The following is a 14353-nucleotide window of genomic DNA, read 5'->3' as shown; positions in this document are numbered from 1 at the left end:
GCGTTGACAGGAATCTGTACATCCGCTCTACCTTTCGAAAGCTGAGAAACTCATGCGTACCAACCTGAACGCGACTACTACCACCGCTCCCATCGCTGACTCGGTCCCCGTCACGGCCGAGCGGATACCGGCTGCGGGGTGGGCCGAGTATGAGCGTCCCCTGGCCCTTCGCGCCGGGACGCTGGTGGGCCTGGCGGCCGGCAGCGGTGATGCGGACACCTCCGACGACAGCGTCGACTGGTTCCACCAGTACCAGTCCGGCTCCCAGTCGGGCTCGGCTTCCTGAGATGGGGTCGGTCCCTTGGGCCTGGTTCGCTGTGCTGCCGACCTCCGGGTCGGCTGCGCGGCGGGTGTTGGCCCAGATGAACCAAGTAAGTGGCCTTGTCGACGTCTTGGTCTACCGCCGCGGGATCCCCTGGATCGTCGGCAACCACACCGGCACGGTGGTCGCGATGCACGTCGGGCGGATGAGCGCGGTGGTGGTCGGGTCGTTCGCGCCGAGCGAGCAGCAGGTTCGGCAAGCGGTGAACGGGGTCTCGAGCGGCGAGGCGCTGATGAAACATCTGGTGTGCCTGCCCGGGTGCTTCCACGCCATCGTGGCTGACGGCAGCCGGGTGTGGGTGGCTGGGGATGTGGCCGGGATCCGCGCGGTGTTCGCCGCGGAGGTGGCTGGCCACCAGGTGCTCGGGGATCACGCACGTCCCCTTGCCGAGGCGGCAGGAGATGTCCGCCTCGACAGCCATTACCTGGCGAGATACCTGATCGGCCCGGCACCGCCGCTGGCGCTGGCCGAGTCCGGGCACGCGCCCTACACGTCCGTTGTCTCGGTGCCGCCTGGCTGCTGGGCGCAACTCGACAACCAGGGGCAGCGAACGGTCGAGACATGGTGGGTGCCGCCCGACGACGACCTCCCCCTCGGCGACGCCGCGGGCGAGTTCACCGAGGCGCTGCGGCAGGCCGTCGAGATCCGCACGGCGGGTGAGACGGCGGCCGCCTGTGAGCTCTCCGGCGGGATGGACAGCTCGGCGCTGTCCGCGCTGGCCTACCGGGCGGTTGGCGCCGGGCTACTCAACCTGACTCGCACCTCGGCCGATCCTTCGAACGACGACGTCGCGTGGGCGCGGCTGGTCGCCACGGCACAACCCGCAGCCCAGCACCTGGTGGTGGATGTCGGCGACCTCCCCGGTCCGCTGGACGGCATCGGCGAGCCGTTGGCCCTTGATGCGCCCGGGTCAGCTGTCACTGCCGGCCGGATGTCCGCCGCGTGGTGGCGCCTGGCCACCAGCCATGGATCACGGGTGCTGCTGTCCGGCAAAGGTGGCGACGAGGTGATGCACGGCGCCGTGCCGTATCTGCACCTGGCCCGCCAGCGGGATCGGGCTACAGCGCGCCGGCATCGCAAGGGATGGGCCGCGCTCTGGGGAGCGCCCCTTCGCGAGGTCCGCGCGCACGCCAGCCATCCAGGGCCATACCAGGCATGGCTCGCGCGAACCCTTCAACCGAGCGCGCCGGTTGCCAGTTGGGAAGCACGCCGCTTCACGATGCCGAACTGGCTGACTCACGCGGCCGCCGGGGCCCTGCTCGATGCGGCCGCCTCGGCCGAGGCGGCGCCGCTGCACGACCGACCCCACCAGCACGCCGCGCTGGCCGCAGTCCGGGCGATGGCGCGGACCACGCGCCTGCACACCGATGCCGCCGCCATCGGCGGCCTGCGGCTAGGGTTCCCATACGCGGACCGGCAGGTGATCGAAGCCGTGCTGTCGGTGCGCGGCGAGCAGCGGGTCAGTCCGGCCGAGTACCGGCCCCTGATGCGGGCGGCCATGCGCGGCATCGTGGTTCCCCAGGTCCTGACGCGCAGAACCAAGGGCGGCTACAGCGTTGACGTCGACGCCGCGCTGCGCCGCCACAGAAACACCGCTCTCGCGCTGCTGACCCACAATCCGGTGCTGGCTGACCTCAGGGTGATTGATCCACCGGCCGCACGTGCGGCGGTAGAGCGCTGGGGCAGCGCCGGAGGCATGGCGGATGTGCTCGTCAGCCGCACAGTCGCGGCCGAGCTGTGGGCCCGGACCGCAACCGGCACGCCGGTCCCGACCGGCGAACTCGCCACCAGCGGGAGGGCCTGATGCCGCGCCTCGCCCCCGGCGTGAAGCTGGTGACCGATACGGGCACCGGCCGCGGCAGCCTGATCTGCCCCGACGGCGCCGTGTGGACGCTGAACCCGTCGGCCGCCACCGCTCTGCAGGCCGCGGCGAAGGGTGAGAACCCGCTCGACGCCATGGCGCGCCGCTGGCCCGGCGTACCTGAAGACGTCCTGCGAGCGGATCTCACCGCCCTCCTCGCTGACCTCCAGGCCGCCGGGGTGGTGGCGGAGCCGTGAGCCATCCCGTCGCCCTGCCGCCCACGATCTGCCTCACCCGGCGGCAGCGTCTGCGCGCCCGGGCCGCCGCGATTGTCGCGGCACAGATCACCTCCAGCACACCCCGCATGAACGCCACGCTCACCCGGCTCCTTCGCCACGCCCGCCCCTCCACCGCCGTCGAGACCCGGCACGCTCACGCGGCAGTGACTACGGCCACCCTCCGGCTGGGCGGCACCACCGCATGCCTGAACCGCTCTGTCGCCGCGCTCCTCTACTGCCGCGGCTACGGACACGCCCCCACGCTGGTCATCGGCATCCGCCCCGGCACCAGCCAGGTCCACGCCTGGCTCGAAGCCGACGGCCACCCCATCGCAGAACCATTCGACCCGCGCCACCTCTACCAGCCCGTCTCCCTTCACACCCCACGGCAGGAGATGACATGACAGCCTCCGACAGCGCGTGGCAGACCAGGGCCCAGCACCTGGTCGACGACCTGCGCGCCCGCGGTGAGATCCGCAGCGACGCCATCGCACAGGCCATGGCCACCGTGCCGCGCCACCGCTTCATCACCGGCTACTACAACGGCGCTCAGCGCATCCCCGTCACCCCGAACGCCCCCAGCCCAGACCTACTCGAGCGCGCCTACAGCAACACCGGGATCATGGTCCACCTCCCCAGCGACCCGGCCGGCACTCCCTCCAGCAGCTCCCAGCCCGCCGTCATGGCCCGCATGCTCGAAGCCGCCCGCCTGGCCCCGGGCATGAGGGTGATGGAAATTGGCGCCGGCACCGGATGGAACGCCGCCCTGATCGCCCACATCACGGGCGAGCCGGTCAGCAGCATCGAGGCGTCCCCCGTGATCGCCGCCGAGACTCGCGCCTCGCTCGCCCGCAACGCGATCGCCGTCACCGTCCGCTGCGGCGACGGCTACCACGGAGCACCGGATGACGGCCCCTTCGACCGGATCCTGGTGACCTGCGGAATCGCCGGCATCTCACCCCACTGGCTCGCGCAACTCGCCCCGGGTGGGACGATCGTGGCCCCGTTGGCGCACGGCGGTCTGCATCCCCTGGCCGTCATCACCGAAACCACGGCACGGCTCGTCGCCTTCGCCGACTTCATGCCAGCCACCGGGCCCCTCTACGCCGGCGCCCGCCCCGCCGCGACTAGGCTGCCGCGTCCCGCCACCACCACCATCCCCATCCCCGCCCTGAATCCGCAGACCACCTACCGCGACCTGTGGATGTACCTGGCCGCCCACGACCCCCGCACCACGTGCGCGGCCGCACACGGCACCTCCAACTACAGCGGTTGCGCCGTCGTCGACCCCACCACCACCGCGGCGGTCTTCGTCCGCCCCGACCACCTGGCCCCCATACCCGGCGACGCTTCCCCGGCCCTGGCCGCCACCACCCACCGGCACATCGCCCGCTGGAGAGCCCTCGGCGAACCCCCACTCACCACCCTCTCCAGCCAACTTCGCACCACGGGCTCACCCTCACACCCCATCTTCGCTCCGAACGCGTGGGCACTCGACGCCCCAACCGAGCCGGCACCGGAACAACCAGGCGCACCCGACAGTCCCGTCAGCAGGAGCGCAGCCCAGTGAAGCCGACACCAACGTACTGCTCCACGACCCGAGCTCCCCGCACCTCACCAGCGACATCAACATCCCGCATCTCCCTCAACACCGTGCCCGAGAGGCACATGTGGTCCTTCTTCCGCGATCACCCCGGGATGATCGCCCAACGCTTCGAGCACCTGGCCAGCTATCTCGATGGCTACGACCTCGGCGCCACCCGACATGGAGGCCAGGGGCTGGGAACATGGCGCCAATGGCTCTCGGATCTGCGGGATGCCGACTGTGCCTTCGGCTGGCGCGGGCACGTCATGCACCTGGCCGGGCTCAACTGCGCCGACCTGCACCGTCTCACGCCCGGGCAGGAACGTCTCGTCATCGACGTGGCCCTGGAACTGCTGGACCAGTACCTGGCCGGTACGGCCCCGGCCACCACTCCTGCCGAAGAATCGGACGCTGTCGCCGCCGACACCAGCGACCCATCCAGCGACGCCGGGCCGGAGTCAGCGGCATGAGGCGCCGCCGCGCCCACTGGCGACGCATCCGGGTCGACGGCGTCACCTACGTCTGGCGGATACGTCCGCGCCCCACCTACGCACAGAGCCAGGGGTGGATGCCCATGACGTACGCGGTTGAGCTCGAGGAGAGGCCGAAAGGCAAAGGTGGCACCACCCTGGTGGTGATCACCGACCGGCCACACTCCCGGACCTGGCTCGGCCTGGCAACCAGGCCGGTCGTTCCCGCCGAGGTCGCCGCCGCAATTCGCCAGGCCCGTCGACAGGGCTGGGATCCGGCCGCTGACGGGGCGTACCGCGAGCTGCGGTGGCCTGCAGCCGAGACGGCGACGGACGCCGCATCTACCGGCGATGAGCGGTAGGGAAGGCCAGATCAGCAGATGCCCAGACGTCCACCGTCCGAGAGGTTTCCTGTGCGCATAGCGAACTTAAACGCCTACAAACTCAGCCCGACGGCGCGTGGCAGCGCCGGATGGCAGGCACGCATCACCGCGATCCGCGAGATCAACCCCGACATTCTCGCCGTGCAAGAGGTCGTCGTTGACGAACGAGCCCTGCCCAGGGAGCGGTGGAACAGCGCGGCGGCCGAGGTCATCCACGACCTTGCCGAGCAGTGCGGCCTGACAGCCACCGCGCGAGCCAGCAGCGGGCGCCCGCACGTCGCCATGGCCGCCAACGGGCACCGCCCCTGGTACACGGCCTTGATGTGGCGCCCGAGCACCGTGTCCCTGCTGCCCGATAGCTTCGCCCCCTATGGGGCACCGGATTTCTGGCACGGCCTCACCACCGCCAGCTTCGATGTCGGGGGACCAGAACCCTTGATCGTCGCCTCCTACCATGGGGATCCGTTCCGCCCGAACTTCCGCGCCGATGAAGCCCTGCGCATCAAGGGCATCTTCCGCCGCACCGGCGGCGTCAAGCCTGGCTTCCTGGTCGGCGACTTCAATGCCCCCTCCGCCGCCGTGATCGACGGGGAGTACTACGACGACGAATGGTATCGAGACCAGCACCACGACGATCTCGAATTCCAGGTACAGGCCGGCACCATCGGCGGCGCGCAGCTGGCGGACCGCCGGCAGGCCCAAGCGCTCCTACGGGGCGGCAACATGGTCGACGCCGCCGCCCACCTGGAGGCGGCGTGGCGGCCCACGGTCGGCCACTGGGCGGACGGCCGCGGAGATCCCGACCCGTGGGGCCCACGCCGTATCGATCTGATCCTGGCCACCCGACCGGTCGCCCCCGCGCTGGTCAGCTATGCGACCCACCGCAGCGCAGCGGCCCTGGACGCGTCCGACCACCTGCCGGTGATCGCCGACTTCGACCCGACGGCCATGCGGAGCACGCGATGAGGAAGTTCCTGGACAACCAGCGGCTGTGGGCGTCCCCCGGCGACCCCGATGAGCGATGGATTAAACCCCACGTCCTGTGGCTGCCCCAGGACCAGCCCGAGGCCATGGCCTACTTTCACCGCCTACGCACGGTCGTCGCGACGTTCTGCGACATTGTCACCCCCGTCGACAGCGACGACCTCCACCTGACGATCCAGAAGATCGAGCCCCGCACCGCTGCCGGCGATCGCGTCGACAACGCCCACCTGGCCGCCGCGGCCGCCGCCGTGCAGCAAGCACTGGCCCACCTCAGCCCGTTCGAGATCGAGATCGGGCCGGCGCGCACCACCCGGTCCGCCGCCACCGTCGATATGCGGCCCGAGGACGAACTCGACCACCTCTACCGCCGCGTGCGTGCCGGCCTCACACAAGCGGGCCTGGTGCTCCCGGACCCCGCTCCGCTCTTTTGGGGCCACGCCTCCATCGGCTACGGCAACATCGACACCGACACCGCCGAGCTGGCACGCCGCTCAGATCAGCTGGCCTCGGCATTAGCGAAGACAATCCGGCCCCCCACGCGCATCCGGGCCAGGATGGCGTCGGTGTGGCTGGTGTGGGAACGCCAAGACCATCTCCGCAATCGCTACCTCGTCGAACGCGTCCACGAGATCCACCTGGGTCGCACGCAGGCATGAGCGCCCTCGCACACGCCCCCAGGCAACGGCACAGCAGGCGAGCCCCCACGAAGAGAAGAACCGAACGGCTATGGGGGGTGGGCTCTTCCGTCCCGGGCACGGTGACGCTGACCTGCCGCGGCCCACGCCCTCGGTTCCACGAACCGGGGCACGAACCGCACTGCGCGCAGCCCCGCAGGCACCGCCCCGTGCACGTGATCAACCACCGACAGCCGCCCACCGCGTCGGCTCAACGACCGGCCCTTCACCGATCCCTTGAACAGGAGCACGTCCCATGCACGGATGGACCGTGGCGGAGCAGGCCGCCACACCCAAGCAGCCAGCCGGCCACGGCGAAGACCGCCTCGTCCTAGTCAACGACGAAGGCGAAGGAGTGCGATGCGCCGCGGTGGTGGACGGCGCGACTTCAAAGGACACGAGAACGTACGGGGACCAGACCGGCGGCGCTCGAGCGGCAGAGTGCGTCGCCGAGGTCTTGCGCAGGCTCCCGCCGAACGTCGCGCCAACGGAGGCGCTCACGATGGTGACCAAGGAACTGAGCGCACTACGGCGGCAGTGGTCGATCGCGCCGGACGATCTCATGGCCCCCAGCGCGGTGGCCGCGGTCTTTCTCCCCGGCCGCCGCCAGGTGTGGCGTGTGGGAGACGTCCACATAGCGATCCGGACGCCCAACGGCTGGGCGCACCACCCCGCCGACAAGGCGATCGACCGCGTGGTCGCTGCCGCCCGCGCCGCGCTCCTACGCTGCCGTCTCGCCCAGGGAGCGAGCATCGACGAACTCGCCGCGACCGACCCGGGCCGCACCATGCTGCTGCCCATCCTGAAAGAGCAAAACGTCCTGGCCAACGACACCGATCCGCACAACCCACTGGGCTTCGGCGTACTCGACGGCCGCCCGGTACCCGACCGCTACCTCGAGACAATCAGCCTGCCCCCGGACGCCATCGAGGTCGTGCTGGCATCCGACGGCTACCTCTCGGCGGCTCCCACCCTGCGCGAGGCCGAGGACCAGCTCACCTTGTCCCTGGCCGAGGACCCGTTGCGGATCGGCGCGTACGCGTCTACCAAGGCGACACCGCCGGGGGCCCGGAGCTTCGACGACCGCACCTACATACGCCTACGCCTCCGCCGCCAGGGCACCGAGACACTCGACCGCCCGCGATAGCTCAGTCGCCGGCCGCATCGGCGAGCATCGCGGCAGCGACTTGCGCATCTTTCGACGTACGGCTGGTTCTGCGCACTGGGAAAGATCATTGCGCCAGGTCACCTCGCGTGCGATCTGTGAGTCGATGCGTTGAGTGATTGGGTTCGCCGCTGCGGCAACCACGATGCCCGGAAGGCCGCCGATCACGCCGAGCGGGATCGGCACCGTCTTGCCCACGGCCCCGGGGCTCAGAGCGCACCGGGGGTAGCGCAATGCACTGCACGCCTCGTGTGGCGCGGCGAGGCATCGACGAGATCGGCCCATAGGGGGACACTCCACCCGGTGTCGTCCAGAGCCCGGTATCTGACAGGACGTAGTTTGGCCACCAGTTCCAGGGGGCCGTAGCTGGCTCACTTGTCGCATCTTCGCCTCGCCCCCTGCTCATCGGGCTTGTTGATCGGTGTCCGGCAGGAAGGCGGTGGTTTTAGCGGCGGTACCACCGCCGGGGTCAGGCGTGCTCGTGCCGGTACCGCCACCCGAAGGCCGGGGCCTACGAGGGCTTGATTCCCTCGGTGTGTGCTCATGGCAGTTTGTTCTCGTACCAGTACGGTCGCATGCGAAGAACCTTCGTTCTGGAGGAGTCCTCGTCATGGTCTCGAGCTCTTCGCTGTTCACGCATGCGACCAATTTCGCCAGCGCTGTGTCCGGCGGTGTCGACCCCCGCACCGGGCTGTTCAACCTTCAGATCACGTTGGGCACGCTCGTCGGTAACCGTACTCTTGGCCCCCCTCCCTGCCGCTGACCCTGTCCTACTCCCCGCTGGCCAGCAGCGACATGGGGCTCGGGCAGGGCGTGTCGCTGGGCCTGACAACGTACGATGCCGACGAACGGCTGTTGGTGCTGTCGACCGGTGAGCAGTACCGCGTCGAGGAGACCGGTACGAAGGTCGTCCTCCTGCAGCACAAGCTCGACACCGCGCACGTCACCAGGGACGAGAAGCGGAACCTTTACCGGATCGCGCACAAGTCCGGTGAGGTCGAGATCCTGACCGGGCCGAAGAACGCCTTCGGCCTCAAGGTGCCGACGGCCCTGCTGACCTCGGCTGGCCACTGCCTGGAGTTGGCGTGGGACTTCACGGCCGGTCCGTCGCCGCGCCTGAAGGAGATCAGCGACCGGCACGGCACGCTGCTGAAGGTGGCCTATGTCGGGCAGTCCAAGGCTACCCTTCACGTTCTGCCCGGCAGCGAGACCGAGGGCTACGACATCGACCTGCGCTTCCGCAACGGTCTCCTGGGGAGCGTGCACCACTTCGCCCTCGGCCAGGACGAGCCGCTGGTGTGGGAGTTCACCCACACCGAGGTCGGGTCGCGGGGCGAGTGGGGCTCCTGGATCACGGGTGTGGCCATGCCCGGCGGAATGCGGGAGGCGGTCTGGTACCGCGACGACGGCCACCGCTTCCCCGTCTCCGCGGACATGCCGCCGCTGCCCTACGTGTACCGGTCCATGCAGGTTCCGGGCGGCGGACAGCCCCCGAGCGAGGTCTCGTACAGCTACACGGACACGAACTTCCTCGGCGGCCATTCCGAGGTCGACTGGGACAGCAGCCGGGACTGCCTGTACGACGTCCTGACGGACTACTCGTACGGCTCCACGGAGTCGCGCACCTGCGCGGGCCAGACAACCAGGGTCACCCGGACGTACAACAAGTACCACCTTCAGACCGCCGAGAAGCACCAGCAGAACCACTGCTCGCGGACCGTGGAGACTCAGTACTACGCGGCGACCGGCAAATCGTTCGAAAAGCAGGTCCCGCAGTTCCAGCTCCCGCGGACGCGAACCGTGACCTGGAGGGATTCCCAGTCGCCCGGCCCTACCGCCTTCTACCAGGAGGTCACCGAGACCACCTTCGACGAGTTCGGCAACCCGCTGGCCCGGACTGACCCCGACGGCACGAGGACCGTCTGGGACTACTACCCGGCCGACGGCAGCGGCGACGACTGCCCGCCCGAGCCCGACAAATTCACCCGCTTCCCCAGAAGCGTCACCCGCACACCCCCGCAGACCGACTTCGACGCGCCCGCCCACACGACGGCCTACCGCTACCGCGCCTACACAGCAACGCCGCACCAGGAGGTGCTCACCGACGTCCTGAAGTCCGAGGAACAGCTCCGGGTCGACGAGCACCTGGTCCGCAAACAGGTATTCGACTACAGCACCTCGGAGGTGGACTTCGGCCGGCTCACACGCCGGACCACCACCGAGTACCCCGACGGGGGCGGCAACGGGTTCGAGTCGGTGGAGACGTTCGGCTCCTCGGCGACCGGCGACCTGGTCGAGGTCCATGAGCTGAAGAGCCACGACGGACTGACCCTCAAGAGCTCGCAGACCCACTCCCCCCTGACCGGACGCCTGTCGGAGGCCACGGACCCGCAGAGCAACCGCGTGACGATGGACTACGACAAGCTGGGCCGCCTACTGAAGCACACCGCCAACCCTGGCACCCCCTACGAGGCGGTGGAGCGCCACTCCTACGAGACGGGCACCAGCGCGCCGTTCGTGGCCACATCCACCGACGCGCTGGGCAACCGGACCCGCGAGAGCTTCGACGGCGCAGGACGGCTGATCCGCCGCGAACGCCAGGACAGCGACGGCGACAGCGGAAGCTGCGGCGGCCCCGGAAACGGCCAGTGGCACACCGTCGACGAACAGAGCTACGACGAGCAGGGCCGCCTGGCATCCGTCACTGTCCTCGATCACGTGCGCGCCAGCGGTGAGACCAGCGGTGGTGAGATCAAGTGCACCAGCAGGTACGCCTACGACGACTGGGGACAGTGCTCAACCACGACCCTCGACGACGGCTCGGGCGAGCACACCCTGCACGACCCGGTCAGCCGCACCACGACGACCCAGCGCCTCGACGCCGGCAAACCGATGCCCGCCAGGACGGTGACCACCTACGACAAGCGCGGTCTACCGGCGAGCATCACTCGTCTGGACAGGAGCGGCTCACCCACCGGCACCCGCACGTTCAAGCACGACGGGTCCGGACGGCTGCGCAGCGCGACCGACGAACTCGGCGCCGGCGACGAGTTCCGCCACACCACCACCTACGACTACGACTCGAACGACCGCCTGCGGCGCACCACTCTGCCCGACCAGACGCAGGTCACCCGCTCCTACGCGCCGTTCTCCGCCGACAGGCTGGTCACGGAACTCACGGTGGGCACCACACCGTACGGCACGCAGACCTTCGATGGTCTGGGCAGGCGAAGGAGCACCACCTCGGGCGGACGCACATGGTCCTACACCTACGGCGCCGACAGCGACCGCCTGCCGTCCACGTGCAGGGCACCGGACGGCAGACCGTTCACATACACATACATCCGCCAACTCGCCGATGCCCTCTCCCAAGTGACCGCAGGTGAGGGCACCGGTAAGCGCACCCAGAAGTTCACCCTGCATCCGATCACAGCAGCCGTCGTCGAGGCCGAGGAAGGCGGAGTCACCGTCAGCCAGGCCTACTACCCGTCCGGCCTGCCGTGCGCCACCACCACCCGCCTGCCCGACCACCCCGGTATCACCACGCACACGACCTTCACGGTCAACGGTCTCGAACAGACCCTCGTCGGTGTTGACGGCACCGTCCGGCACATCTCCCGCGACACCTTCGGCCGCCTCCTCGCCGTCGTCGATCCGGCAGCGTGGGCGACCCTGCGTTACGACACCGCCGGCCGTGTCACCGGCTGGACGACCAAGGACAGCGGATCGAACGTCCTCACCACGGACCTGGTCCTGGACGACTTCGGCCGGGAAGTGACCCGCACCCTCACCGACGGCCAGGGCAGCACCTGGATCCTCACCCAGCAGTGGCAGACCAACGACCTTCTCGCCCGGCGCACCCTCAAGCGCGGAGCCACCGTGCTGCGCGACGAGACGTTTACCTACACCAGCCGCAACCAGCTCAGCACATACAAGTGCACCGGGCAGACGCCCCCACAGGACGCCCACGGCCGCGCGATCACCGGGCAGACGTTCACCTACGACCCCTACGGCAACGTCACCACGTGCAGGACCGGCTTCGACGGCGGCACCGACACCGCGACCTACGTCTTCGGGAACGAGGACGACCCCTGCCAGCTCACCGGCATCGACCACGACAACCCGAAGTCCCACACCGACCTGTCCTACGACAAGGCCGGACGCCTCGTCACCGACGAAACCGGCCGCACCCTCGGCTACGACGAGTTCGGCCGTCTCATCGCCGTCGGTAAGGCAGCCGCCTACGGCTACGACCCGCTCAACCAGCTCCTCACCCAGTCCGTCGGCGGCAGCACCAGCGTCTTCTCCTACCACCGGCAGGCCCTCGCGTCGATCACCGACGGCGACCAGCACACGCGCCTGGTCCGACTCGGAAGCACCTGTGTGGCCCAGCACCGCGAAGGCGTCCAGACGTCGACCATCCTGTTCGGCGCGGACGGCAAGCAGACCGTCCTGGTGGCCACCGAAACGGGCAAGCAGAGCGAGGAGTACGCCTACACACCCTATGGAGACCGCCGTCCGGCCGCGGCGGAGAGCGTGCTGGGCCACGACGGCGAGCGCGCCGACCCCGCTACCGGCTGCTACCACCTCGGCAACGGCTACCGCGCCTACAACCCCCTCCTGATGCGCTTCACCGTCCCCGACAGCCTCAGCCCGTTCGGCGGGGGCGGCATCAACCCCTACGCCTACTGCCTGGGCGACCCGATCAACCGCACCGACCCCACCGGCCATCTCAGCTGGGGGGCCTGGCTCAGCATCGGCGTGGGCATCGCGGGAATCGGCCTGGCCGTGTTCACCGGCGGCGCCTCGATTGCCGCGGCCACCGGAGTCTGGGCCACCGTCGCGGCCGCCGGCCTCGGTCTCGACGTCGCGTCCAGCACCGCTGCGATCCTCAGCGGAGCCCTCGAAGGAGCCGCCCCCGGGGCCTCCGGCATCCTGGGCTGGGTCTCCATCGGCACAGGTGCCGCAGGAATCGGCTCAGGCATCGGCGCCAGGATCGGCTCCGTCATCGCCGCACGGGCCCTGTCCCGACTCGCCGCACAGAGCGCAGCCGCCGCAAAGGCCACAGCAGCGTCGGCAGTGGCAGCGGCAGAGGCAGAGGCGGCGGCGAAGGGGGGCGCTGCTCTTGCACGGTTTTACGGGACCTTCGGTGAGAACGTGTTCGGCGGGGACACAGCGCCGGCCGCCGCCGGAAGCGCCGCCCGGGCCGCCGAGGCCGGGCCGTCCGTGGAGAGCGCCGTCCAGGGCGCGGTCGGTGGCGAAGCGGCTGCCACCGTCAACGTCCGCTGGTCCGGGGCACGCCCGACCATGTTCCATTACACGACCAAGGCCGGGCGGCGCGGGATTCTCAGATCCCTCAAGCTGAGGCCCTCCTTGGAGGAGGTGAACCCAGATCATGCGAAATTCGGAGATGGGGTCTACGTGACGCACATCCCCCCCGATTGGCACGACCCGAGACAGCTTTCGAACCTCCTTGCGCACACGAAATCAATCAAGCGGTTCAGCGATTTCGTAGAGTTCGACGTAACGGGTCTAAAAGTGGTTCCAGTGACAGCCTCCCGACCCGCTGTATCAATGATCAAGGGCAGCGAAGAACTCGACCTGACGGGCCGAATCGTGAAATCCGGGGTGGTCCGGTACTACCACCCCGGGTTCATCTAATAAACCGAGTAGGCTCGGAAGCTGGTACGAGATCTACGCACTATTACCTGTGGCGAAGGAGAAGCGCATGGGCGACAAGCAGTGGACATCCGTGTCGAAGCTCTCGGTAGTGCTTCAGACCGGCCAGCACGAGGCGAGTATGCGAGGTGTCACGACCCGGAAGGTCGGCGTGGTGGTCAGCATCCAGCCGACCGACAACGACGGCCTGCCCGCCCCCCAGGACTTCGAAACGCTCTATTCGAGCATCTCCCTTATCGACTACGTCGACGAGGGGGAGGTAGCCACGGAGTCCGGAAGCGGAGACGGGTGGCACTACGTGAAGGACACGAAGTTCAAGGGGACCACCAACGGCGACGGGACACAGCAGATCAGATTCATCATGAACTGGACCCAAACACCCGACCTGCCCACGAGGTCGTTCGGAGCCAAGGTCCAGATCAAGAACAATACATCTAGCCCCGTCTACTACAGCTCGCTCAACGGCAGCTATCACAGCTCGGTCATGATCTCGACACTTTGACGGATCGCAGAATCCGCAGTTCCAGCCGATCGGCAAAATTTCGCCGACACGCCGAGCACGCGCCCCGAATCATTCCCTTTGCATGCACAACAATTGACGCAAGGGACACTGCCGGGTTGGAGAACCTAGTGCCGGTCCGGCGAAGAGATGAAGCGAGGTAGCAATGCCGCAGACGATCAGTGGCCAGGTCGATTCCAATGGCAGCGTGATCGGTGGAAAGGGATTCACGGTCACGAAGGTTGAGACGGGAAAGTACAACATCGCATTCTCGAACCCCTTCACAACGGCTCCGGCCGTCGTCGCGACGATCACACAGGACGGAGCCTGGACCACCGACGTCGCCGTGGTGTGGCAGGCCGCGACGGGCCACGCTCTGCTGATCACTGAGGTTGAACTCGCGATAGCGGGTGGGGTGGTCAAGGCGGCTCGATGATCAGGCCGGTCTCGACGAGGCAGCCGTCGAGCAGGTGCGGGCGGTACTGGATCTTCTTCAGCTTGCGCTTCATGACG

General features: G+C 68.7%; 13 protein-coding genes. All 13 read left to right on the top strand.

The window, feature by feature from the left end:
• The first annotated feature begins 52 nt into the window (after positions 1-52).
• A complete protein-coding gene (locus RNC47_RS26380; RefSeq protein WP_311602195.1) occupies positions 53-286 on the top strand; it encodes a hypothetical protein in 234 nt (77 codons plus the stop codon).
• Between the two features lie 76 nt (positions 287-362).
• A complete protein-coding gene (locus RNC47_RS26375; RefSeq protein ID WP_311602194.1) occupies positions 363-2126 on the top strand; it encodes an asparagine synthase-related protein in 1764 nt (587 codons plus the stop codon).
• On the top strand, positions 2126-2380 hold the full coding sequence (locus RNC47_RS26370; protein ID WP_311602192.1) for a PqqD family peptide modification chaperone: 255 nt from the start codon (positions 2126-2128) through the stop codon (positions 2378-2380). The genes RNC47_RS26375 and RNC47_RS26370 overlap by 1 nt, the downstream gene beginning before the upstream one ends.
• Positions 2377-2805, top strand: a complete 429-nt coding sequence (locus tag RNC47_RS26365; protein ID WP_311602190.1) for a lasso peptide biosynthesis B2 protein — start codon at positions 2377-2379, stop codon at positions 2803-2805. Before RNC47_RS26370 ends, RNC47_RS26365 begins: the two co-directional genes overlap by 4 nt.
• The gene (locus RNC47_RS26360) at positions 2802-3971 is read left to right on the top strand and encodes a protein-L-isoaspartate O-methyltransferase family protein (RefSeq protein WP_311602189.1); all 1170 of its coding nucleotides are present in this window, start codon (positions 2802-2804) and stop codon (positions 3969-3971) included. The genes RNC47_RS26365 and RNC47_RS26360 overlap by 4 nt, the downstream gene beginning before the upstream one ends.
• Before the next feature lie 98 nt (positions 3972-4069).
• On the top strand, positions 4070-4456 hold the full coding sequence (locus RNC47_RS26355; RefSeq protein ID WP_311602187.1) for a hypothetical protein: 387 nt from the start codon (positions 4070-4072) through the stop codon (positions 4454-4456).
• 104 nt (positions 4457-4560) lie between these two features.
• Positions 4561-4818, top strand: a complete 258-nt coding sequence (locus tag RNC47_RS26350) for a hypothetical protein (RefSeq protein ID WP_311602185.1) — start codon at positions 4561-4563, stop codon at positions 4816-4818.
• Between the two features lie 51 nt (positions 4819-4869).
• On the top strand, positions 4870-5805 hold the full coding sequence (locus RNC47_RS26345; protein WP_311602184.1) for an endonuclease/exonuclease/phosphatase family protein: 936 nt from the start codon (positions 4870-4872) through the stop codon (positions 5803-5805).
• Positions 5802-6479 carry a 2'-5' RNA ligase family protein gene (locus tag RNC47_RS26340; protein WP_311602182.1) on the top strand — a complete coding sequence of 226 codons (678 nt, stop codon included), beginning with the start codon at positions 5802-5804 and terminating at the stop codon, positions 6477-6479. The genes RNC47_RS26345 and RNC47_RS26340 overlap by 4 nt, the downstream gene beginning before the upstream one ends.
• 274 nt (positions 6480-6753) lie before the next feature.
• A complete protein-coding gene (locus RNC47_RS26335) occupies positions 6754-7644 on the top strand; it encodes a hypothetical protein (protein ID WP_311602180.1) in 891 nt (296 codons plus the stop codon).
• 813 nt (positions 7645-8457) lie between these two features.
• Positions 8458-13323: an RHS repeat-associated core domain-containing protein gene (locus tag RNC47_RS26330; protein ID WP_311602175.1), complete on the top strand. Its 4866-nt coding sequence runs from the start codon at positions 8458-8460 to the stop codon at positions 13321-13323.
• A gap of 67 nt (positions 13324-13390) precedes the next feature.
• Positions 13391-13843 (top strand): hypothetical protein, encoded by a 453-nt coding sequence (locus RNC47_RS26325; protein ID WP_311602173.1) that lies wholly within the window; start codon positions 13391-13393, stop codon positions 13841-13843.
• A 163-nt stretch (positions 13844-14006) separates the two neighbouring features.
• Entirely contained in the window at positions 14007-14276 is a 270-nt protein-coding gene (locus RNC47_RS26320; protein WP_311602172.1) for a hypothetical protein, read from the top strand.
• The last annotated feature ends 77 nt before the right edge of the window (positions 14277-14353 follow it).

This window comes from Streptomyces millisiae (genome assembly GCF_031845425.1).
Taxonomy (GTDB): Bacteria; Actinomycetota; Actinomycetes; order Streptomycetales; family Streptomycetaceae; genus Streptomyces; species Streptomyces millisiae.
This window is presented reverse-complemented; position numbering and strand designations above follow the sequence as displayed.